We start from the raw sequence: 20,137 nt of genomic DNA, 5'->3' as shown, positions 1-20,137 counted from the left end.
CGCGCAAGCGGCGCGGTGGCGCGCCCGCCCTCGGCATCAGCAGAGCTCGATGGTCCGCGCGATGCCGATCGCCTCCAGAAACGCTCCGTCGTGGCTGACGACGAGCAGCGCGCCGTCATAGGCCGCGAGCCCGGCCTCGACCGCGGATAGCGAGTCGAGGTCGAGATGGTTGGTCGGCTCGTCGAGGATCAGCAATTGCGGCGGCGCCGGCGCGCCGAGCGTGCAGGCGAGCCCCGCGCGCAGCATCTGGCCGCCGCTCAGCGTGCCGGCGACGCGGTCGGCGGCCTCGGCGCGAAAGCCGAAGCGCGCAAGCGCGGCGCGGCACTGGTTGTTCGTCGTCCCCGGATTGAGCCGCGCGAAATTCTCCGCGATCGAACGGGCGGGGTCGAGCAGCGACACGCGCTGGTCGAAGAAGGCGAAGCGAACCGGCGTCCGAACGCTGCCCTGCCACGGTTCGAGTGTCCCGGCGACGAGCGCGAGCAGGGTCGACTTGCCCGAGCCGTTGGGGCCGGCGAGCGCGATGCGTTCGGGGCCGGTGATCGTCAGCGACAGGTCGCGGATGACCGGCCGCCCGCGGACATGGCCCGCGGTGACGTGGTCGAGTTCGAGCACGGTGCGCGACGCGGGCAGGCCGCTCGACGGCAGCGCGACCGCGAGCGGGTCGACGACCTCGACGCGGCGGCGCGCCTCGGCGAGCTGCTCTTCGGCGGCGTCCCGCTGACGATCGGCGAGGCGGCTGCCGGCGGCGCGGCTTTCTTCCGCGCGGCGCTTGCGAGCACCGATCAGGATGTTCGGCAGGTCGCCGCGCGCTGCCTTCCGCCGCCCGCCCGCGTCGCGCCGGTCCTGCCGCTCGCTCGCCGCCTGCGCCCGGCGCTGCGCCTGGCCGACGCCCTTTTCGGCGCTCGCGAGCCGGGCTTCGGCGGCCGCCTGTTCGGCCTCCTTGCGCGCGCGATACGCACTCCAGCCGCCGCCGGTGCGCGCGGCGCCCAGCGTCGTCAGTTCGACGATCGCGTCCATGTCCTCGAGCAGCTCGCGGTCGTGACTGACGACGATCGCGCCGCCGCGCCATCCGGCGAGCAGGTCGCGCACTGCGGCGCGGCCGTCGCGATCGAGATTGTTGGTCGGCTCGTCGAGCAGCAGGAAATCGGGCGCGGCGAAGATCGCGCCCGCAAGCGCGGCGCGCGTGCGCTGGCCGCCCGAGAGGGCGGCGAGCGGCGTGTCGGGCGAAAGTGGCAGGCGGGTCTTCGCGAGCGCCTCCTCGATGCGCGCATCGAGCGTCCAGTCGGCCTCGGCGATCTCGTCGGCGGTGGCGTCGCCTGCTTCGGCCTTGCGGACGAGCGCGAGCGCCGCGCGCGCGCCGAACAGGTCGGCGATCGTTTCGTCCCCGCCCACCTGCACCGTCTGGCGCAGCATCGCGATGCTGCCCTCGATGGCGATACTGCCCGCGGCGGGGGAAATCTCGCCGGCGATCAGGCGCAGCAGCGTCGATTTGCCGACGCCGTTGCGCCCGACGATGCCGGTGCGTTCGCGCTGGAACTGGAGGTCGAGGTCGGTGAAGACGGCGCGGCCGTCAGGGGTGGACCAGCGAAGACGGGTGATGGTGATCGAAGGCATGAACAGGGGCTTTCCAGGCAGCAAGGCGGGTGGGCGATGCGGTCAGCCTGTTGTCCATGACGAGGTCACTCCGGTTCGATCGAGCTCTTAATCTAGGGATTGCGGCGGAGCGATGCAACCGGGGCGGGCATCTAGAGCCAGCCGATGCTCTTGAATCGCCAGTAGAGGAGGCCGCAGATGCCGCCCATCAGCGCGAGCGCGAAGGGATAGCCGAAGGTCCAGCCGAGCTCGGGCATATGCTCAAAATTCATTCCGTAGATGCCCGCGATCGCGGTCGGTACGGCAAGGATCGCGGCCCAGGCGGCGAGCTGGCGCGTGATGACGCCCTGGCGCTGCTGTTCGAGAAGGCCGTTGGTCTCGATCACGCTCGCGGCGATGTCGCGCAGCCCGGTCAGGCGGAATTCGGCGCGTTGGACATGATCCCATACGTCGCGGAAGAAGGGGCGGACCGGATCGTCGATGCACGGCAGCGGCGTCGTCGCGAGCTTCCACGTCACATCCTTCATCAGCCCGGCGAGCCGCTGGAAGCGTATGATCTCGTGCCGCTGGGCATAAAGGTGTCGGATTTCGTCGGCATCGAGCGGCGTGTCCATCACGCTTTCCTCGAGCAGCAGCATCCGGTCCTCGATCGCGTCGATCACCGGGAAATAGCCGTCGACGATGAAGTCGAGGATGGCGTGGAGGACATAGTCGGGGCCGTGCCCGAGCAGCGTCGGCGAGGCTTCGAGCCGCGCGCGCACCTCGGCATGGCCGCGCGCCGAGCCGTGGCGGACGCTGACGATGAAATGGCGGCCGAGGAAGAAGGCGGTTTCGCCCGGCTGGATCGTGTCGGCGTCGAGATTGGCGGTGCGCGCGATGACGAAGAGCTGGTCGCCATAGACGTCGGCCTTGGGGAGCTGGTTCGCCTTCAGCGCATCCTCGACCGCGAGCGGGTGCAGGCCGAAGCGGGCCGCGATGCCCTGGAGTTCGGCCGCGGTGGGCTCGTAGAGGCCGAGCCAGAAGAAATCACCCTCGGCGCACTGGTCGGGGATCGCCTCTTCGGGGCCGATGTCGCGCACCAGCTTGCCTTGATTGTAGAGACGGGCGGCCATGATCGGCATTGGCGGGCATCCTGCTGGGTCGGCGCGAGCATAGCCGCGGACGGAGCCGCCGCAAGGCCGGTCACAGCATGATGCGATAGACGAGGAAGCCCGAGCGTTCGGCGATCGCGTCGTAGAGGCGGCGCGCGGTGTGGTTGGTCTCGTGCGTCTGCCAATAGACGCGCGCGGCGCCCGCCGTGCGCGCTTCCTCGGCCACCCGCAGGATCAGCGCCGAAGCGATGCCGCGTCCGCGCGCCGCTTCGGCGGTGAACAGATCCTGCAGGTAGCAGATGTCGGCGATCGAGGTCGTGCTGCGGTGATAGAGATAATGGACGAGGCCGAGAAGTTCGCCCTCCGCCTCGGCCACGAGCGCATGCACCGGCTGATCGGGGTCGAAGAAGCGCACCCAGGTCGCCGATGTGACGTCGGAAGGGAGCGCGGTGGTGCCGCTGCGGCCGTAGAATTCGTTATAGCCCTGCCACAGCGGCAGCCAGCGGTCGAAATCGCTTTGCACGGGCGCGCGGATCAGGAGGTCGGTGGGCATTTCAGCGAGCCGGGCGCCGCGTGTCGACGGCGATCCAGTTCTCCTCCCACGTCGCGCCGCCGTCGGCCGAATAGGCCTGTTCGAAGCGCGCCTCGTCGGCCGAGGCGCGGGTGATGACGAAGCGGACGAGGATGACGCGGCCATCCAATCGATCCTGCCCGTAGAACAGGCCGCGGCCCGCCGCGTCGAACCCGCCATAGATGGGGGCGGTCAGCTCGCCGCCGCCCGCGCTCGCATAATTGAGGCTCCACTGGCCGGTCTTGGGGTTGAAGAGCCGCAGCGAGCCGCCCTCGATCGTTCCCGCGTCGCCCGATACCGCGAGATCGACGAAATTGGCGCGGCCGCCCATCAGCGGGCGCACGACGCTGGTGCCGCGATATTCGGCCCAGTCGGGCGCGGTCCCGGACAGCGGATTGCGGCGCACCTTCACCACCGTCGTCCATGTCCCGATCTCCCAGTCGAACGCGGAGGCGCCGGCTGGCGCGGTGGCGTCGCTCCGGGCCGGCTCGGCGACAGCCGGCGCGGCGGAGAGCGCGAGCGCGGCGCTCAGGAACAGGGTGCGGACGATCATGGGTCTTCCTTTGCCGGACGGGCTTCGTGCGTCTCATAGTGGCGCAGCGCGGACAGGCTGTCCAATCGGGAAATGCGCGGGATGGTCATGGCGACCGATGCGTTCGTCCGCCTCTTGCCCCCTTCGTCAATCCGGTATAGAGCGACCGTCAATGTCCGGCCGCCCCGCGAGGGGCGGCCCTTATTATTTCCGCTTGGAGAAACCCAGCCATGGCCAACGCCAATCCGACCCCGCTGATGCCGCACGCGACCGCCGCCTGGCTGGTCGACAACACCGGCCTGACCTTCGCCCAGATCGCCGAATTTTGCGGCATCCACATCCTCGAGGTGCAGGCGATCGCCGACGAGACCGCGGCGACCAAATATACCGGTCGCGATCCGGTGCGCGCGCACGAGCTGTCGATGGAAGAGATCGAGAAGGGCCAGAAGGACCCCGAATACAAGCTCAAGATGAGCGTGCAGGGGCAGGACACGATCCGCCGCACCCGCGGGCCGCGCTACACCCCGGTCAGCAAGCGCCAGGACAAGCCCGACGGCATCGCCTGGATCCTGAAGAACCATCCCGAGGTGTCGGACGGCGCGATCGGCAAGCTGATCGGCACGACGCGCAACACGATCGGCGCGATCCGCGACCGCAGCCACTGGAACAGCGCGAATATCGTGCCCAAGGACCCCGTGACGCTCGGCCTCTGCTCGCAGCGCGAGCTCGACGCGCTCGTCGCCAAGGCCGCGAAGAAGGCCGGGATCAAGGCGCCGGAAGACAGCCGTTTCGAGGGCGACCGTGAGGCGCTGATCGAGGAACTGCGCGCCGAACGCACCGCCGCCGCCGAAGCGCGCGCCGCCGAGGAAGCCGAAGCCGGCGACGAAGCCTGACGCGTGGCGAGCGCCGGTGAAGAGGACGGCATTCCGGCGGCCAGCGGCTCGCCGGATGCCTCGCTGACGCAGGACGACAGCTTCACCGCGACGAGCCATGCGGGGCTCACCTATCCGTGGGGCGACGCTGCGCCGGGGACGGGCGAGACGATCCGCATCGCGAACGGGATCAGCTGGGCGCGCATCCCGATGCCGGGCTCGCTCGGCCATATCAACAGCTGGCTGCTCGACGATGCGGACGGAATCGCCGTCGTCGATACCGGCATCTGCCTGACTTTGTGCTCGGATGCCTGGAAGGCGCTCTATGCGGGCGCGCTCAAGGATGCGCGGATCACCCGCGTCGTCGGCACCCACCTCCACCCCGACCATATCGGGCTCGCCGGCTGGATCGCGAAGAAGCATGGCGTGAAGCTGTGGATGACGCGCGGCGAGATGCTGACCGCGCGCGCGATCGTCGCCGATTCGAGCGACAGCGCGCCCGACGAGGTCATCGCCCAGTCGCGCGCCGCGGGCTGGGACGAAGTGGCGCTGGAGGCACAGAAGGCGCGCGGCTGGAACATGTTCCAGCGCATGATCTTTCCGCTGCCGCGCAGCTATGTGCGGATGCAGGATGGCGACCGCATCGACATGGGCGCGCACCAGTGGCGCGTCGTCACCGGCTCGGGGCATAGCCCCGAACATGCGTGCCTGTGGAACGAGCGCGAGGGCGTGCTGGTGTCGGGCGATCAGGTGCTGCCGCGGATCAGCTCGAACGTGTCGGTCAACATCACCGAGCCCGACGCCGATCCGCTGGGCGAATGGCTTGCGTCGATCGACAAGCTGCTCGGCATCATTCCCCCCGACGTGATCACCTGCCCTGCGCACGGCGAACCGTTCAAGGGGCTGCATGTCCGCCTGATGGCGCTGCGCGACGAGCACCGCATGCGGCTCTACAAGCTCGCCGAGGCGATCGCCGAGACGCCGATGCGCGCGGTCGACTGCTTCCCGCTGCTCTTCAACCGCCCGATCGGCGAGCACAATCAGGGCCTTGCGACCGGCGAGGCGCTCGCGCATCTGAAACGGCTTGAGCTCGAAGGGCGGGTACGCAAGGAAGACCGCGACGGCGTGTGGTGGTACCACGGCGTGGCGTGACCATATCAGCCGTTGATTCTTCCCCTCAATCCCCCCGGTGCATCACCCAGCTGAACGCCAGCGCGTTGAAGATGGTGTAGAGGCCGTAGAGCAGCAGCCCGGTGAACCAGTTGCGCGTCGCGATCGCCATCGCGCCGACGAGCAGCAGGAATTCGAAGACATAGGTGATATGCGGCCCGACCTTGTCGGCGAGCGGCTTCACCATCTGCTGCACCAGCGGGTCGTCGCTCTCCATGAAGGCGCGGTGCATAGCGAAATTGCCGACGCCGGCGCAGAATATGGCGAGGATCGCGATCAGCATAGGATTGCAAATGGGGCCTTATCACTGGAAATGCCAGCGCGTTTGCGGTTATGGGGGGGGCGAAGGGAGGCGAAGCCCTTTATCCCGATCGAAAATCCTGCCCTCTTTCCTCCCCCGGAGAAGGACCCGTTCGATGAGACAATCCACGCGCCTTTCGGCCGCCACGCTCCTGATTGCCGCCGGCGCCCAGCCGGCATGCGCCGACGTGCCCGGTCTGGCACTTCCTTCGGGTATCGCCCCGATGGTCGTGTCGACGGTGGAAGCCCGACCCATACCGCTGCCCGATCCGGTGCGCGCGATGATCGAGGCCGCGATCGAAAGCGGCGAGCGCAAGGATGTCGAAACCGTGATCGCGCTGGCGAAGGCGACGAACCCGCGTTCGCTAGCCGACATCGACGCGATCCTTGCCGCCTGGCAGGCGCAGGGCAAGGGCGAACCCGAGCCCGACCCGATCCGCCAGATGCTCGCCGCGGCGATGGCGAGCAAGAAGGACGGCGACGTCGAGGCGGTGGGCGCGCTCGCGAAGAAGACCAGTCCCGACCGGGTCGCCGACATCGATGCGCTGCTGACCGACTATCGCGCAAGGCGCGCCGCCGAAAAGAAGGCGGCCGCCGACGCGGCGCGCGCCAAGCTCGCGGCTTCGAAATTCTGGGAGAATTGGAAGGGGGAGGGCCAGATCGGCGCGTCGCACAGCAGCGGCAACACCGATTCGGTCGGGCTCAGCCTGGGCATCGCGCTCAACCGCAAGGGGATCGACTGGAGCCACCGGCTGCGCGCGCAGGGCGATTATCAGCGCACCAACGGCCGCACGACGGTCGAGAAATTCCTCGCCGAATATGAACCGCAGGCCCGCATCGGCGACCGCGCCTTCGCCTTCGGACTCGGGCGGTGGGAGCGCGACCGGATGGCGGGTTATGACGCGCGGTGGAACGTTTCGGGCGGGCTCGGATACAAGGTCATCGCGAAGAAGGACCTGACCCTCAACCTGAAGGCCGGACCGGCATGGCGCCAGACCGATCTCGTCTATGGCGACACCGAAAGCGAACTCACCGGGCTCGCGGCGCTCGATCTCGGCTGGAAATTGTCGCCGACGCTCAGCCTGTCGCAAGTCGCCTCGACGATCGTCGGCGAACGGACGACGACGACCAGCTCGCTGACCGCGCTCAACGCCAAATTGTCGGGCGCGCTGTCGGCGCGCGTTTCCTATTCGGCCGAGCTCGACAGCCATCCGCCCGTGGGGGTCGAGAATCTCGACACGCTGACGCGCTTCACGCTGGTTTACGGCTTCTAGTCCAGCGCCTGGGTGCCGCCGATTTCCTGCCCCTCGGCGAGCAGGCCGGCGCCGGGGACGTGGTTGAATTCGATCCGGATGCCGTCGGGGTCCTCGAACAGGATCGAATAATAGCCGGGCGCCCAGGGTTCTTCCTGCGGGCCGTGGACGAAGACGATGTCGCCCCGGTCCTTCAGAAAGGCATGAATGCGGTCGACCGCGGCGCGGTCGCGCAGACGGAAGCAGGCGTGGTGGAGCCCCGGCGCGCCCTGATCGAAGCGCTTGCCGGCATTTTCCGGACTCCCGGTGCGGATGCCGATCGCGGTGCGGCCGCCGACGCCATAGAGCATCGCATCATTGTCGAGCACGACCTTGAGGCCGAGATAACGGATGACGTCGCGCCAGAAGGCGGTCGACCGCGCGAAATCCCCCGCGGTCAGGATGACATGCGCGACGCCGTTGAGGTCGGACATGGCTCAGGCCTTCTCCAGCAGCCTCTCGTCCCTGATCCTTTTCTGCCAGACGAGTGGCGCGTTGACGTGGACGTTCTGGCCTTCGCTGTCGACCGCGACGGTAACGGGGAAGTCCTTGACCTCGAATTCGTAGATCGCCTCCATGCCGAGGTCGGCGAAGCCGACGACCTGGCTGCCCTTGATCGCCCGCGCGACCAGATAGGCGGCGCCGCCGACCGCCATCAGATAGGCGCTCTTGTGCTTGGCGATCGCCTGCGTCGCGGCGGGGCCGCGCTCGGCCTTGCCGACGCAGGCGAGCAGGCCCTGTTCGAGCATCATGTCCATGAACTTGTCCATGCGCGTCGCCGTGGTCGGGCCCGCGGGGCCGACGATCTCCTCGCCGACCGGATCGACCGGGCCGACATAATAGATGACGCGGCCCTTGAACTCGACGGGCAGCTTCTCGCCCTTCGCCAGCATGTCGGTGATACGCTTGTGCGCGGCGTCGCGGCCGGTCAGCATCTTGCCGTTGAGCAGGATGCGGTCGCCCTGCTTCCAGCTTGCCACGACTTCGGGCGTCAGCGTGTCGAGGTCGACGCGGATCGCCGCCTTGTCTGGCGCCCAGTCGATCTGCGGATAGTCGGCGAGCACCGGGGGTTCGAGGAAGGCGGGGCCGCTGCCGTCGAGCGTGACGTGGGCGTGGCGCGTCGCGGCGCAATTGGGGATCATCGCGACCGGCTTCGACGCCGCATGGGTCGGCCAGTCCCTGATCTTGATGTCGAGCACGGTCGCGAGACCACCGAGGCCCTGCGCGCCGATGCCGAGTGCGTTGACCTTTTCATAAAGCTCGATGCGCAATTCCTCGATCGGCGAAGCCGGGCCGCGCGCGAGCAGTTCGGTCATGTCGATCGGGTCCATCAGCGATTGCTTGGCGAGCAGCATCGCCTTTTCCGCCGTGCCGCCGATGCCGATGCCGAGCATGCCGGGCGGGCACCAGCCGGCGCCCATCTGCGGCACCATGTCGAGCACCCAGTCGACGATCGAGTCGCTGGGGTTCAGCATCTTGAACTTCGACTTGTTCTCGCTGCCGCCGCCCTTCGCGGCGACATCGATATGCACCTTGTCGCCGGGCACCATCTCGACATTGAGGACCGAGGGCGTGTTGTCCTTCGTATTGACGCGGCTGAACGCCGGGTCGGCGAGAATTGAGGCGCGCAGCTTGTTGTCGGGGTGCAGATAGGCGCGACGTACGCCCTCATCGACGACCTGCTGGAGGCTACGGGGGCTGTCGAGGCGGCAGTCCATGCCCCATTTGACGAAGACGGTGACGATGCCGGTGTCCTGGCAGATCGGGCGGTGCCCCTCGGCGCACATCCGGCTGTTCGACAATATCTGCGCCATCGCGTCCTTCGCGGCGGGCGACACCTCGCGCTCATAGGCCGCACCCAAGGCGCGGATATAGTCCATCGGGTGGAAATAGCTGATGTACTGGAGCGCGTCGGCGATGGTTTCGACGAGGTCATCCTCGCGGATGATGACGGTGTTCATATGCAGCCCTCTTGCCCGTGTTTCGGAGTCGGGGCTTCCCCTAGACCCGGGGCGGGGCGACGAAAAGGGGGCTTGCGGGAGTAGGCGTCGCGATCAGCGCGGCGCTATTGGCACTCGGCGCATTTGCCGCGCACTTCGATCACCGGGCGTTCGGCAGCAAAGCCGGCCGCTTCGGCGGCGGCGCGCACGCCGTCCGACAGGCTGTCGTTGTCGACATGCACCGCGGCGCCGCAACTGTCGCAGATCAGGAAAATGCAGTCGTGCAGGCAGCCGGGGTGGCTGTTCGCGACGAAGGCGTTGGCGCTTTCGACGCGGCGGACGAGGTTGTTGGCGACGAACAGATCGAGGATGCGATAGACGCTGTTGGGCGCGACCCGCTTCCCGCGCTTTTGCGAGACGATGTCGGCGATCTCATAGGCGCTCGCGGGCTTGCCGATTTCGGCGACCGCGTCGAAAATCTGCGCGCGCATGTCGGTCCACGCCTCGCCGGCCTGTTCGAGCGCGGCCTGTGCGGCGTTGGCAAGCGAGGCGCCGCTGGCCTCGACGTGCGGATGATCATGCTTGCCCATCGGCGGGTTCCTCAGCGCGCGGCGCGGACCGGCCGGCGCATCCTTAATGTAGGCCTTTAGAGGGGCGCCCGCAAGCCGCGGGCGCGGCGCGTCAGTGCGTCGCGCGCCGGTTGAGGTCGTGGCCGAGCGCGACCACCGCGACGCCGATCATCGTCGCGAGCACTTCGCTGCCGTCGTGTGGCCGCGACAGCGCGCCCGCCATCATGCCGAGCCCGAAGCTGCCGACCGCGAAGGGCATCATGTAACCGTGGCTGAGCACCCCGGCGACAAGTGTCACCAGCGCGAAGCCGATCGCGATGACCAGCCCGACCTCGTGGAACAGGTGATTTTCCAGCACCCCGCTGACCGAGGCGATCGAGGCGAAGAAGATGGTGGTGGCGAGGCAATGGACGAGGCACAGCCCCGACAGCCCCACCGCGAGCTGGTCGCCCGAAAGCGAGGTCAGCGGCCGCGAATCGCGCGCAGCCCGAACGATCGCGCCGAGGCGCGTGCGAACAGGGGCAAGGCTGGCGACGTCGGTCACCCGATTCTCCGTTGGGGCAATTGCGATGCCTGATATGGCATAACATGACAAAGGTTACAACATCACATCGCAAGATTTTGCCGGACGCCCAAAGCGCCCGTCACCCCGCGATGGGGCGACTCAGTCGATGTCGAACAATCCCGCGAGCTGCTCGACCATCGTGCCGCCCAGTTGCTCGGCATCCATGATCGTCACCGCGCGGCTGTAGTAGCGCGTGACGTCGTGCCCGATGCCGATCGCACAGAGCTCGACCGGCGAGCGATTCTCGATCCATTCGATCACCTGCCGCAGATGCTGGTCGAGATAGGCGCCGTGGTTGACCGACAGCGTGCTGTCGTCGACCGGCGCGCCGTCCGAAATCACCATCAGGATACGGCGTTCCTCGGGGCGGTTCACGATGCGGCTGTGCGCCCACATCAGCGCCTCGCCGTCGATATTCTCCTTGAGCAGCCCCTCGCGCATCATCAGCCCCAGCGAGCGGCGCGCGCGGCGATAGGGCTCGTCGGCGGGCTTGTAGATGATGTGCCTGAGGTCGTTGAGGCGGCCGGGGTGCGGCGGGCGGCCCGCGGCGAGCCAGTCCTCGCGGCTCTGCCCGCCCTTCCACGTCCGGGTGGTGAAGCCCAGAATCTCGGTCTTCACCCCGCAGCGTTCGAGCGTGCGCGCGAGGATGTCGGCGCTGATCGCGGCGATGCTGATCGGCCGCCCGCGCATCGACCCCGAATTGTCGATCAGCAGCGTGACGACGGTGTCGCGGAAATCGGTGTCGCGCTCGATCTTGTAGCTCAGCGAATGGCCGGGCGAGACGACGACGCGCGCGAGGCGGGCGGCGTCGAGCTGGCCTTCCTCCTGGTCGAAGTCCCACGCGCGGTTCTGCTGCGCCATCAACCGGCGCTGGAGGCGGTTCGCGAGCTTGGTCACCGCGCCCTGCAGATGCGTCATCTGCTGGTCGAGATAGGCGCGCAGCCGCGTCAGTTCGTCGGCATCGCAGAGCTCGGTCGCGGCGACGATCTCGTCATGCTTTTCGGTGAAGCGGATATAGTTGAAATCGGGAACGTCGGTCGGCAGGCGGTTCGGGCGCACGGGCAGCATGCCCTCGTCGCCTTCGCCGCCCATTTCGGGTTCGCCGTCGGCTTCCATTTCCTCGGCGTTCGGATCGGTGTCGCCGTCGTCGGCCTGATCGCCCGCCATCTCGGCGCGCGCGTCGACTTGGCTTTCGCCGCTGCCGCCGTCCTCGCTCTCCTGTTCCTCCTGGCTCTCCTCGGCCTCGGTTTCATTCTCCTCGCCGCCGTCCTCGGCGCCTTCCTCCATCGGCTCGTCGCCATGGATGAGGTCGAGGTGGCGGAGCGCGAGCTTCGCGGTCTCGGCGAACGCCGCCTGATCGTCGAGCAGCATCGACAGCGCGGTCAGGTCGCCGCCCGCTTCCTTGGCGATCCATTCGCGCACCAGCGACAGGCCGGTCTCGGTGCCCTGCGGCGCCTGGTCGCCGGTCAGCGCCTCGCGCAGCATCAGTTCGAGCGCGCTCGAAATCGGGACATCTTCCCTGGTCTGCGCGCGGCTGATCGGGTCCGACCGCATCCGCATCGCGAGGCTCGCCGCCAGATTGCCCCGCATCCCTGCCATATGGCGCGCGCCGAGCGCCTCGACCCGCGCGCGCTCCATCGCGTCGAAGGCGGCGGCGGCGAGCGGCTCGGCGGGGCGCGCCGCGGCGTGCAGCTTCTCGCTGTGATGCTTCATGCGCAGCGCATAGGCGTCGGCGAAGCCGCGCGCCTCGGCGACCTGGTCGGCGGGCAGGGTGCGCGACGGGGTCGGCACCTTGATCGCCTTGCCGATCTGCGCCGGCGCGTCGGCGGTGAAGCCGACCTCGACCTCGGGATCGCGCGTCACCGCGCGCGCGACGCTCGACAGCGCAGTCTTCAGGTCGTCGAGGGGGGAGGGGTTGGTCATGGCGTCGCGGCGTCGGGGGTTCGGTTGCAGAGGATGTCGTCGCGTTCCTTGGGCGCTGCCGGGTCCGGAAGCAAGCGGAAGACGTGACCCAGATGCGTCGGCGCGCGCTCGGGCCGCGTCCGCTTGCCCGCGACGACGTCGACGAAATCGCGGCAGACGACCGCGCTGCGCAGGAAATTGCTGTGCCCGGTCGACCCGCGCGAGACGTCGGTGGTGTCGATCACGGTCAGGCCGGGGATCGCGGCGGGATAGCAGCGTTCGGGGCGGCCCTTCGCTTTCAGCTCGGCCGCCTCGAACGGATCGAAGCAATAGGGCGAACCGAGCCGCGGATAGCCGTGCAGCGCGCGCGAGGCGGCGAGCGCCTTGTCGCGGAGCGAGGCGTAGACGGTGATATGCCGGCTTCGCGCGACCTTCGCGGGGGTCAGGACACCGTCGGCGACGTCGCGCTCGAAACTCTCACGGTCGATGTCGGGCGAGGCGAGGATGATGTTGGAGATGTTGCGGCTGTCGGCGCTCGGTGCGGCGCGGTCGACATAGGCGATCGCGGGGACGACGAGCCGCGCGCCGAGCGAGTGCGAGACGATCACCACCTCCCTGACCCACGGCTGCTCGGCGAGCGCTTTCAGGAACTCGCGGAAATTGCGGACGTCGTGGTACATGTTGGTCTCGTCGACCGCATAGCCGAGGACGCGGTGCTGCGACGGCCAGCTATAGGCGATCACCGGTCCGTCGAAGCCGGTCATTCGCGCGATCTGCGCCGTGTCCTTCGTCGTCGTCTCGAAACTCTCGCGATAGCCATGGACATAAAGGAGAACGCGGCCCTGCCGCCGGTCGGTCTCGGCCTGCAGCGCGCGCCACCAGTCGCCGGGCTCCTGCAGCGCGAGCGGGGTATGGAATCGCGTCTTGCCGCCCACTTCCTCGTCGCGCGGCGCCGCGAAGCGCCCATAGCGCACCCGGTCGCCGCGATGGCCGAGCAGCGCGATGTCGGCCGTCCGGCAATCGGGAAGCCGGCTGGTGACGAAGAAGAGCGGCATCGCCGCACCATCGACCGGCGCTCCGGCGCGCGGCGTGCAGCGCGCGTCGGCAACATAGTCGGCGTGGCGGACGTCGCCATAATCGACCGGCGTGATGCAGCCGGCGAGGGTGAGGGCGGCGACGATCGCCATCCATATCGAATGCCGCTTCATGCCGCGCCGTCACCCTCTCCGCTGCGACTAACGCGCAAGCGCCAAAGTCTCGCTGCCTCCCCCATCGAGGGGGAGGGAGAGAGGGCGCGCCGGCCTCACTTGCCGATGACGCCTTCGGGCAGGTCCTCTCCGAACACGCGCTGATAATATTCGGCGACGATCATCCGCTCGGCCTCGTCGCACTTGTTGAGGAACGACAGGCGGAAGGCGAAGCCGAGGTTGTTGAAGATCGCGGCGTTCTGCGCCCAGCTGATCACGGTGCGGGGCGACATCACGGTCGAGATGTCGCCGTTGATGAAACCCTGGCGGGTCAGATCCGCGACCTTGACCATATTGGCGACCGTCGCGTCGTCGGTGCCGGGCACCTTGGCGAGGATGATCGCGCTCTCGGTCGCCGCGGGCAGATAGTTCAGCGTCACGACGATGTTCCAGCGGTCCATCTGGCCCTGGTTGATCTGCTGCGTGCCGTGATAGAGGCCGCTCGTGTCGCCGAGCCCGACGGTGTTCGCGGTCGAGAAAAGGCGGAAATGCGGGTTCGGGCGGATCACGCGGTTCTGGTCGAGCAACGTCAGCTTGCCCTCGGCCTCCAGCACGCGCTGGATCACGAACATCACGTCGGGGCGCCCCGCGTCATATTCGTCGAAGACGAGCGCGGTCGGGGTCTGCAGCGCCCAGGGGAGCAGGCCTTCGCGGAATTCGGTGACCTGCTGGCCGTCGCGCAGCACGATCGCGTCGCGGCCGACAAGGTCGATGCGGCTGATGTGCGCGTCGAGGTTGACGCGGATGCACGGCCATTTGAGCCGTGCCGCGACCTGTTCGATATGCGTCGACTTGCCGGTGCCGTGATAGCCCTGCACCATGACGCGGCGATTGAACTTGAAGCCCGCGAGGATGGCGAGCGTCGTGTCGCCGTCGAAGACATAGGCGGGGTCGAGGTCGGGAACGCGCTCGTCGGCCTCGCTGAATGCGGGAACCTTCATGTCGATGTCGACCCCGAATATTTCGCGCGCATCGACCTCGGTATCGGGCGCGGCGATGAGCGTCGAGCCGTGATGGTCGGGGAGGCTGTTCGGGATATCGGTCATCGTTGGCGTCCATTCATTTTCGTCATGCTGAACTTGTTTCAGCATCCATGGCCTTCACTCTCGTTTGGCGCCGTGACGGCGGATAAGGTCGGGCCATGGACCCTGAAACAAGTTCAGGGTGACGGGAAGAGGAGTCGGCGCGTTTCCGCCGACCGTCCGAGCGCGGTATCGTCATGGGTTGCGGCTTGCAACGCCTTATTCAGAAGATGCCGAGCGCCTTCATCACCGCCGCCTGGTCGTAATAGGGGCGCTCGCAGACGATCTTGTCGCTGCCGGAAGCGAATTCGAAGCTTGCCGCCATGCGGATGCGGAACGCCTTGCCGGTCGGCTCGATCGTGCGCAGGCCGAGCCGGAGCGGCCCGAGGTGCGTGCCGGTCAGCCAGAATTCGACGAGGACCGTATCGGTCGCGGCATCGGCGGCGATCGCGATCACCTCGTTCGCCTGGTCGGGAAAGGGCTCGCGCGACGAGGCGAAATAGGACCGCACCGCCGCCTCTCCGTCGAAAACGGTGCCGGGGCCGAGCAGTTCGTAGCGTGGGTGCTCGAAGGTCGCGAGGACGCCGTCCCAATCGTGCGTGATCTCGAGCGCCATGTGGCGGCGGACGGTTTCGATACGCCTTTCGTCGAGATCGTTCATTGTCCCTCTCCCTATGCGAAAACCCGGCTCTTCCTCAAAAGCTGATAGGCCGCAACCACTTCGCCGAGCCGCGTTTCGTGACTGCGGTCGCCGCCGTTGCGGTCGGGGTGATATTTGCGGACGAGTTCGCTGTAGCGGCGGCGGAGCGCGGCGCGGTCGGCGTCGGGGGCGAGCGCCATCAACTGCAGCGCGCGATGCTCCTCGCGGGTGAAGCGCGGATCGGCCGCCTCGCGGCGCGCCTCGTCCATCCGCTGGCGGAACCGGGCGCCGAGCGCATCCATCGGATCCTTGAAATCGGCCCAGCGCGGCGGCAGGTCGGCGCTGCCCGCGGCGCGAAAGGCGCGGCTTTCGGTTTCCCAGCCCGCGGTCGGCGACTGCGCGGCCATGATCTGGTCGGCATTCATGCCCTCGAAGAAATTATAGCCGCTGTTGAACTCGCGAACATGGTCGAGGCAAAGCCAGCGGTAAGGCGGCGGCCCGTCGGGCGAGCGGTGCGACGATAGGGGCGCGCGAAACTCGCCGGGCTCGCGGCAACCCGGAACGGCGCAAGCGGCTTCGCGCGGAACGCGGCCGTGGAAACGATTGGATCGGGGGCTTGTCATGCTGTTCTTTCCTCCCCAACATGGGGGCATGAGCGAAAAAGGTCCAGTGCAACGCGAGATGGAAGGGCTGCTTTCCGCCGCTTTTCCCGATGCGGATTTCACCCTCAGCAACGACAGCGCGAAGCATCACGGCCATGCCGGCGACGACGGCAGCGGCGAATCGCACTTCAGCCTGTCGATCCTGTGGGCGGGCTTCGCCGGGCAGTCGCGTGTCGCGCGCCAGCGCGCGGTGAACAAGGCGCTCGGCGATCTGCCGGGCCAGCGCGTCCACGCGCTCGCGATTCGGGCGATCGCGCCGGGCGAATAGGAGGATCGGCCATGGCCGGCGACCGGGTCTATCGATATAGTTTCGCGAGCGTCTATCCGCACTATGTCGCCAAGGCGGAGCGCAAGGGGCGCACCAGGGCCGAGGTCGACGAGATCATCCGCTGGCTGACCGGATATAGCCAGAAGCAGCTCGAGGATCAGATCGCGGCCAGGACCGACCTCGAAGGCTTTTATGGCGCCGCGCCCGCGATGAACGGCGCGCGCAGCCTGATCAAGGGCGTCGTCTGCGGCGTCCGCGTCGAGGATATCGAAGAGCCGCTGATGCGCGAAATCCGCTATCTCGACAAGCTGATCGACGAACTCGCCAGGGGAAAGAAGATGGAGAAGATCCTGCGGCGCCCCGAATAGCTCCCGACCCGAAAGGAACGGCCGAATGTATACCGTCATCACCCCCTCGACCCACGACATCGGCGCCTTCGACGTGCGGCGGACCCTGCCCAACAAGGACCGCACGATGGTCGGCCCCTTCATCTTCGTCGACCAGTTCGGCCCGGCCCATTTCGACATCGGCAAGGGAATGGACGTGCGCCCGCACCCGCACATCAACCTTGCGACCGTCACCTATCTGTTCGAGGGCGCGATCGACCATCGCGACACGCTCGGCACCTATGCGACGATCCGGCCCGGCGCGTGCAATCTGATGACCGCGGGCCGCGGTATCGCGCATTCGGAACGCACCCCCGCCGCCGAGCGGAGCGCGGGGTCGGCGATCTCGGGGATGCAGACCTGGCTCGCGCTGCCCGACGGCAAGGAGGAGATCGCGCCCGCGTTCGAGCATGTCGCCAAGGAGGACCTGCCGCTGGTCGAGGATGCGGGCGTGTCGGCGCGCGTCATCATGGGCAGCCTGTGGGGCGCGACCTCGCCGATCACCCAGCATAGCGCGACCATCTATGCCGACATATTGATGAACGCGGGCGCGTCGGTCCCGATCGAAGCCGAGGCCGACGAGCGCGCGGTGCTCGTGGCGCTCGGCGACGCGAGCCTCGATGGCGAGGCGCTCGACCGCTACAGCCTCTATATCCTGAAACCCGGTCAGGCGATGACCCTGCGCGCGACCACCGATGCGCGCGTGATGCTGCTCGGCGGCGAGGCCTTCACGACCCCGCGCCATGTGTGGTGGAACTTCGTGAGCTCGTCGCGCGAGCGGATCAACCAGGCGAAACACGACTGGAAGGAGGGCGCGTTCGGCCTGATCCCGGGCGACAGCGACGAATATATCCCGCTCCCCGAAGTGCCCAAGACGGTGAGCTATCCTTGAGGGGTGGGCTGACGTTCGGGTAGTCCGGTCCGCAATCGGCCGGCAGCGGTCACATGCGACGTGATCCCCGGCGAAACCGGGGTCCAGGGCGTCAGAAACCGATGCTGGCTGGTCGCGCTCTGGACCCCGGCCTTCGCCGGGGATCACCAGATGGACCACCCACCGGAGCCTGCGCCTGTCTTTCATCGTCATCCCGGACTTGATCCGGGGTCCCGCTTGATGCCCAAGCCAGTCGATACCTCAAAAAGCGGGATCCCGGATCAAGTCCGGGATGACGAATGTCGGAAACGACCGATTGTGGTCATACCTTCTCCCCTCCCTTCTAGGGAGGGGAATGGCTCAAACCCACCCCAAAGCAGACTTGCCAGCCGCGCCATTCCCCGCCACCTTCGTTTCGAATTGAAACCAAAGGGAGCGAATGATGACGGGCGATTTCGAGCAGCGGCGGGTGGCGCTTTCCACGGGGGTCGAACTCGACGTCGTCGACATGGGGCCGAAGGACGCGCCGGCGTTGATCTTCCTCCACGGTTTTCCCGAATCGCACCGCACCTGGCGGCACCAGCTTCCGCATTTCGCGACCCGTTTCCGCTGCATCGCGCCCGACCAGCGCGGCTATCGCGGCTCGTCGAAGCCGCAGGATGCCGAATCCTACACGCCCGACAAGCTGATCGCCGACATTTTCGCGCTGGCTGATGCGCTGGAGGTCGGGAACTTCTCCATCGTCGGCCACGACTGGGGTGGCGCGATCGCCTGGGGCGTGGCGCTCGGCGGACAGCCGGGCGGGCTGCACCCTGCATGGGCGGGCCGGGTGACGCGCGCGGTGATCGCCAATGCGCCGCATCCGGCGATCTTCCAGCGGCTCCTGCTCGCCAATGCCGAGCAGCGCGCCGCAAGCCAGTATATCCGCGTCTTCCGCGATCCGGCGAGCGACGCGATCATCGAGGAGCAGGGCATCGCCGGCCTGTTGGCCCATGCCTTCAAGGATCGCGTGCCGAGCGGCGGCATCCAGCCGCCCGACGAGATCGCCCGGCTGCTCGCCGATTGGAGCGATCGCGACGCCTGCCGCGCGATGATCAACTGGTATCGCGCATCGCCCGCCAACGTCCCCGCGATGGACGAGCCCTTCGCCGAGCCACCCGCAACGCCCTTTCCCCTGCTCGCGATCCCGACGCTCATCATTTGGGCGCTCGACGATGTCGCGCTGCCCGCGTGCAATCTTGACGGGATCGGCGATCTCGTGCCCAATGCGGCGATCGTCGAGGTGCCCGGCTGCGGCCATTTCGTGCCGTGGGAGGCGCCCGACGCGGTCAATGCGGCGATGGACGGCTTCCTCGAACGGACGGCCGCCTCCGCCTGAAGCGAGCGAAGGGGCGGCTTATGGGCAAGGGGAGCGCGGACCTGTTCCGGACGCGCAGCGCGCACGGCCACGCACCGGTCACCTATATCGAGCTCTTCTTCGACCTCGTCTTCGTCTTCGCGATCACCCAATTGTCGCACGGCCTGCTCGAGCATCTGGGCTGGACGGGCGCGCTCCAGACGCTGATCCTGCTCTTCGCGGTCTGGTGGGTGTGGATCTATACCACCTGGGTCGCGAACTGGCTCGACCCCGACCGCGCGCAGGTGCGGTTGCTGCTGATCCTGCTGATGCTCGCCGGGCTCGCGCTGTCGAGCGCGATTCCCTATGCCTTCGGCGCGCGCGGCTGGGTGTTCGCCGCCGCCTATTGCACGATGCAGATCGGCCGCTCGCTCTACATGGTGTGGGCGAGTTGGGGCGTGCACCAGCCTCGCGCGCGCAATTTCCTGCGCATCAGTTTCTGGGCGCTCCTGTCGCTGCCGCTGTGGGTCGCGGGCTGCCTCGTCGAGGCGGAAACGCGGATGCTGCTCTGGGCGGCCGCCCTGCTCGTCGATTATGCCGGACCGCTCAGCTTCTTCCCGACCCCAGGGCTCGGCCGGTCGAGCGGCGCCGACTGGGATATCGCGGGCGGGCACATGGCCGAGCGCTGCGCGCTGTTCGTCATCATATCGCTCGGCGAGGGCGTGCTCGTCACCGGCGCGACCTTCGCGACGCTGCCGCAGGACGGCGTCCACTGGATCGCCTTCGCCTGCTGTTTCCTCGGCAGCGCCGCGCTGTGGTGGCTCTATTTCGATACCGGCGCGCGGCGCGGCAGCGAGGTGATCGCGACGAGCGAGCAGGCCGGGCTGCTCGCGCGCAACGCCTATACCTATTGGCATATCCCGATCATCGCGGGCCTCGTCGTCTCGGCGGTCGCCGACGAGATGCTGCTCGCGCATCCGCACGGTCCCATCTCGCCTGCTTTCCTCGCCACCTCGATCGGCGGCACGCTGCTGTTCCTGATTGGCAATATGGCGTTCAAGAAGGCGACGACCGACCGGCCGCTGCCGCCCTTTTCGCACCTGCTCGGCAGCGCGGCGCTGCTCGCCGTGGGCGCCGCCGCCTGGTTCGGCCACTGGCAGCCGCTGACGCTCGGCTTTGCGGTCTTCGCCGTGCTGGTGTTCACCGCGATCTGGGAATGGGGATCGTTCCATGGCGGCTGGCAGCGCTGGACGCCGTGGCTCGGCCGGCTGTTCGGCGCCGACCCCGGCGTGCAGAGGGAGGGTTGAT

General features: G+C 67.8%; 22 protein-coding genes. 8 read left to right on the top strand and 14 right to left on the bottom strand.

Going from position 1 to position 20,137, the window contains the following annotated elements; translation table 11 throughout:
* Nucleotides 1-36 precede the first annotated feature (36 nt).
* The 4 genes from ACOTSS_RS13855 to ACOTSS_RS13840 all read right to left on the bottom strand — a co-directional run bounded on the left by ACOTSS_RS13855 (nucleotide 37) and on the right by ACOTSS_RS13840 (nucleotide 3,808).
* A complete protein-coding gene (locus ACOTSS_RS13855) occupies nucleotides 37-1,614 on the bottom strand; it encodes an ABC-F family ATP-binding cassette domain-containing protein (protein ID WP_448688704.1) in 1,578 nt (525 codons plus the stop codon).
* A 131-nt stretch (nucleotides 1,615-1,745) separates the two neighbouring features.
* Nucleotides 1,746-2,714, bottom strand: a complete 969-nt coding sequence (locus tag ACOTSS_RS13850) for a magnesium and cobalt transport protein CorA (RefSeq protein ID WP_448688703.1) — start codon at nucleotides 2,712-2,714, stop codon at nucleotides 1,746-1,748.
* Between the two features lie 61 nt (nucleotides 2,715-2,775).
* Nucleotides 2,776-3,237 (bottom strand): N-acetyltransferase family protein, encoded by a 462-nt coding sequence (locus ACOTSS_RS13845; RefSeq protein WP_448688702.1) that lies wholly within the window; start codon nucleotides 3,235-3,237, stop codon nucleotides 2,776-2,778.
* A 1-nt stretch (nucleotide 3,238) separates the two neighbouring features.
* A complete protein-coding gene (locus ACOTSS_RS13840) occupies nucleotides 3,239-3,808 on the bottom strand; it encodes a hypothetical protein (protein ID WP_448688701.1) in 570 nt (189 codons plus the stop codon).
* Between the two features lie 209 nt (nucleotides 3,809-4,017).
* On the opposite strand from ACOTSS_RS13840, the gene ACOTSS_RS13835 reads away from it, so the two are divergent.
* Nucleotides 4,018-4,680 carry a cell cycle transcriptional regulator TrcR gene (locus ACOTSS_RS13835; protein ID WP_448688700.1) on the top strand — a complete coding sequence of 221 codons (663 nt, stop codon included), beginning with the start codon at nucleotides 4,018-4,020 and terminating at the stop codon, nucleotides 4,678-4,680.
* 3 nt (nucleotides 4,681-4,683) lie between these two features.
* Complete coding sequence (locus ACOTSS_RS13830) at nucleotides 4,684-5,811, top strand: MBL fold metallo-hydrolase (protein ID WP_448688699.1); 1,128 nt, start codon at nucleotides 4,684-4,686, stop codon at nucleotides 5,809-5,811.
* A 25-nt stretch (nucleotides 5,812-5,836) separates the two neighbouring features.
* Here ACOTSS_RS13830 and ACOTSS_RS13825 read toward each other — a convergent pair whose 3' ends face one another.
* A complete protein-coding gene (locus ACOTSS_RS13825) occupies nucleotides 5,837-6,112 on the bottom strand; it encodes a hypothetical protein (protein WP_448688698.1) in 276 nt (91 codons plus the stop codon).
* A 133-nt stretch (nucleotides 6,113-6,245) separates the two neighbouring features.
* Between ACOTSS_RS13825 and ACOTSS_RS13820 the strand changes: the two genes are divergently transcribed.
* Complete coding sequence (locus ACOTSS_RS13820) at nucleotides 6,246-7,403, top strand: DUF481 domain-containing protein (protein WP_448688697.1); 1,158 nt, start codon at nucleotides 6,246-6,248, stop codon at nucleotides 7,401-7,403.
* Here the strand turns inward: ACOTSS_RS13820 and ACOTSS_RS13815 are convergent.
* The 9 genes from ACOTSS_RS13815 to ACOTSS_RS13775 form a co-directional block, all read right to left on the bottom strand.
* Entirely contained in the window at nucleotides 7,400-7,855 is a 456-nt protein-coding gene (locus ACOTSS_RS13815) for a VOC family protein (RefSeq protein WP_448688696.1), read from the bottom strand. The genes ACOTSS_RS13820 and ACOTSS_RS13815 overlap by 4 nt on opposite strands.
* A gap of 3 nt (nucleotides 7,856-7,858) precedes the next feature.
* Nucleotides 7,859-9,382 carry a fumarate hydratase gene (locus ACOTSS_RS13810; RefSeq protein ID WP_448688695.1) on the bottom strand — a complete coding sequence of 508 codons (1,524 nt, stop codon included), beginning with the start codon at nucleotides 9,380-9,382 and terminating at the stop codon, nucleotides 7,859-7,861.
* Between the two features lie 104 nt (nucleotides 9,383-9,486).
* Nucleotides 9,487-9,951 carry a Fur family transcriptional regulator gene (locus ACOTSS_RS13805; protein WP_448688694.1) on the bottom strand — a complete coding sequence of 155 codons (465 nt, stop codon included), beginning with the start codon at nucleotides 9,949-9,951 and terminating at the stop codon, nucleotides 9,487-9,489.
* A 91-nt stretch (nucleotides 9,952-10,042) separates the two neighbouring features.
* Nucleotides 10,043-10,474, bottom strand: a complete 432-nt coding sequence (locus ACOTSS_RS13800; protein WP_255247115.1) for a MerC domain-containing protein — start codon at nucleotides 10,472-10,474, stop codon at nucleotides 10,043-10,045.
* 120 nt (nucleotides 10,475-10,594) lie between these two features.
* Nucleotides 10,595-12,418: a cobaltochelatase subunit CobT gene (gene cobT / locus ACOTSS_RS13795; protein WP_448688693.1), complete on the bottom strand. Its 1,824-nt coding sequence runs from the start codon at nucleotides 12,416-12,418 to the stop codon at nucleotides 10,595-10,597.
* Nucleotides 12,415-13,605: an alpha/beta hydrolase gene (locus ACOTSS_RS13790; protein ID WP_448688692.1), complete on the bottom strand. Its 1,191-nt coding sequence runs from the start codon at nucleotides 13,603-13,605 to the stop codon at nucleotides 12,415-12,417. Before ACOTSS_RS13790 ends, cobT begins: the two co-directional genes overlap by 4 nt.
* Before the next feature lie 95 nt (nucleotides 13,606-13,700).
* Nucleotides 13,701-14,690: a cobaltochelatase subunit CobS gene (gene cobS, locus ACOTSS_RS13785; RefSeq protein WP_448688691.1), complete on the bottom strand. Its 990-nt coding sequence runs from the start codon at nucleotides 14,688-14,690 to the stop codon at nucleotides 13,701-13,703.
* 199 nt (nucleotides 14,691-14,889) lie between these two features.
* Nucleotides 14,890-15,327: an ester cyclase gene (locus tag ACOTSS_RS13780; protein WP_095387093.1), complete on the bottom strand. Its 438-nt coding sequence runs from the start codon at nucleotides 15,325-15,327 to the stop codon at nucleotides 14,890-14,892.
* An 11-nt stretch (nucleotides 15,328-15,338) separates the two neighbouring features.
* On the bottom strand, nucleotides 15,339-15,929 hold the full coding sequence (locus ACOTSS_RS13775) for a DnaJ domain-containing protein (RefSeq protein ID WP_095387094.1): 591 nt from the start codon (nucleotides 15,927-15,929) through the stop codon (nucleotides 15,339-15,341).
* Nucleotides 15,930-15,957: 28 nt separating this feature from the next.
* Between ACOTSS_RS13775 and ACOTSS_RS13770 the strand changes: the two genes are divergently transcribed.
* The 5 genes from ACOTSS_RS13770 (at nucleotide 15,958) to ACOTSS_RS13750 (ending at nucleotide 20,136) form a co-directional block, all read left to right on the top strand.
* A complete protein-coding gene (locus tag ACOTSS_RS13770) occupies nucleotides 15,958-16,236 on the top strand; it encodes a BolA family protein (protein ID WP_255247116.1) in 279 nt (92 codons plus the stop codon).
* Between the two features lie 11 nt (nucleotides 16,237-16,247).
* Nucleotides 16,248-16,604: a DUF2200 domain-containing protein gene (locus ACOTSS_RS13765; RefSeq protein WP_448688690.1), complete on the top strand. Its 357-nt coding sequence runs from the start codon at nucleotides 16,248-16,250 to the stop codon at nucleotides 16,602-16,604.
* A 25-nt stretch (nucleotides 16,605-16,629) separates the two neighbouring features.
* Nucleotides 16,630-17,514 carry a pirin family protein gene (locus ACOTSS_RS13760; RefSeq protein WP_448688689.1) on the top strand — a complete coding sequence of 295 codons (885 nt, stop codon included), beginning with the start codon at nucleotides 16,630-16,632 and terminating at the stop codon, nucleotides 17,512-17,514.
* 421 nt (nucleotides 17,515-17,935) lie between these two features.
* A complete protein-coding gene (locus tag ACOTSS_RS13755; protein WP_448688688.1) occupies nucleotides 17,936-18,871 on the top strand; it encodes an alpha/beta fold hydrolase in 936 nt (311 codons plus the stop codon).
* Nucleotides 18,872-18,891: 20 nt separating this feature from the next.
* A complete protein-coding gene (locus tag ACOTSS_RS13750; protein ID WP_448688687.1) occupies nucleotides 18,892-20,136 on the top strand; it encodes a low temperature requirement protein A in 1,245 nt (414 codons plus the stop codon).
* Nucleotide 20,137: the final 1 nt, after the last annotated feature.

Source organism: Sphingopyxis sp. NJF-3, assembly GCF_053514865.1.
The sequence above is the reverse complement of the archived record's forward strand: the minus strand, read 5'-3'. Positions and strand labels throughout refer to the sequence as shown.

Excerpts from the sequence above, each read along its gene's own strand:
- ACOTSS_RS13855 (WP_448688704.1), bottom strand. The coding sequence starts at position 1,614 with ATGCCTTCGATCACCATCACCCGTCTTCGCTGGTCCACCCCTGACGGC.
- ACOTSS_RS13850 (WP_448688703.1), bottom strand. The coding sequence starts at position 2,714 with ATGCCGATCATGGCCGCCCGTCTCTACAATCAAGGCAAGCTGGTGCGC.
- ACOTSS_RS13845 (WP_448688702.1), bottom strand. The coding sequence starts at position 3,237 with ATGCCCACCGACCTCCTGATCCGCGCGCCCGTGCAAAGCGATTTCGAC.
- ACOTSS_RS13840 (WP_448688701.1), bottom strand. The coding sequence starts at position 3,808 with ATGATCGTCCGCACCCTGTTCCTGAGCGCCGCGCTCGCGCTCTCCGCC.
- ACOTSS_RS13835 (WP_448688700.1), top strand. The coding sequence starts at position 4,018 with ATGGCCAACGCCAATCCGACCCCGCTGATGCCGCACGCGACCGCCGCC.
- ACOTSS_RS13825 (WP_448688698.1), bottom strand. The coding sequence starts at position 6,112 with ATGCTGATCGCGATCCTCGCCATATTCTGCGCCGGCGTCGGCAATTTC.
- ACOTSS_RS13820 (WP_448688697.1), top strand. The coding sequence starts at position 6,246 with ATGAGACAATCCACGCGCCTTTCGGCCGCCACGCTCCTGATTGCCGCC.
- ACOTSS_RS13815 (WP_448688696.1), bottom strand. The coding sequence starts at position 7,855 with ATGTCCGACCTCAACGGCGTCGCGCATGTCATCCTGACCGCGGGGGAT.
- ACOTSS_RS13810 (WP_448688695.1), bottom strand. The coding sequence starts at position 9,382 with ATGAACACCGTCATCATCCGCGAGGATGACCTCGTCGAAACCATCGCC.
- ACOTSS_RS13805 (WP_448688694.1), bottom strand. The coding sequence starts at position 9,951 with ATGGGCAAGCATGATCATCCGCACGTCGAGGCCAGCGGCGCCTCGCTT.
- cobT (WP_448688693.1), bottom strand. The coding sequence starts at position 12,418 with ATGACCAACCCCTCCCCCCTCGACGACCTGAAGACTGCGCTGTCGAGC.
- ACOTSS_RS13790 (WP_448688692.1), bottom strand. The coding sequence starts at position 13,605 with ATGAAGCGGCATTCGATATGGATGGCGATCGTCGCCGCCCTCACCCTC.
- cobS (WP_448688691.1), bottom strand. The coding sequence starts at position 14,690 with ATGACCGATATCCCGAACAGCCTCCCCGACCATCACGGCTCGACGCTC.
- ACOTSS_RS13780 (WP_095387093.1), bottom strand. The coding sequence starts at position 15,327 with ATGAACGATCTCGACGAAAGGCGTATCGAAACCGTCCGCCGCCACATG.
- ACOTSS_RS13775 (WP_095387094.1), bottom strand. The coding sequence starts at position 15,929 with ATGACAAGCCCCCGATCCAATCGTTTCCACGGCCGCGTTCCGCGCGAA.
- ACOTSS_RS13770 (WP_255247116.1), top strand. The coding sequence starts at position 15,958 with ATGAGCGAAAAAGGTCCAGTGCAACGCGAGATGGAAGGGCTGCTTTCC.
- ACOTSS_RS13765 (WP_448688690.1), top strand. The coding sequence starts at position 16,248 with ATGGCCGGCGACCGGGTCTATCGATATAGTTTCGCGAGCGTCTATCCG.
- ACOTSS_RS13760 (WP_448688689.1), top strand. The coding sequence starts at position 16,630 with ATGTATACCGTCATCACCCCCTCGACCCACGACATCGGCGCCTTCGAC.
- ACOTSS_RS13755 (WP_448688688.1), top strand. The coding sequence starts at position 17,936 with ATGACGGGCGATTTCGAGCAGCGGCGGGTGGCGCTTTCCACGGGGGTC.
- ACOTSS_RS13750 (WP_448688687.1), top strand. The coding sequence starts at position 18,892 with ATGGGCAAGGGGAGCGCGGACCTGTTCCGGACGCGCAGCGCGCACGGC.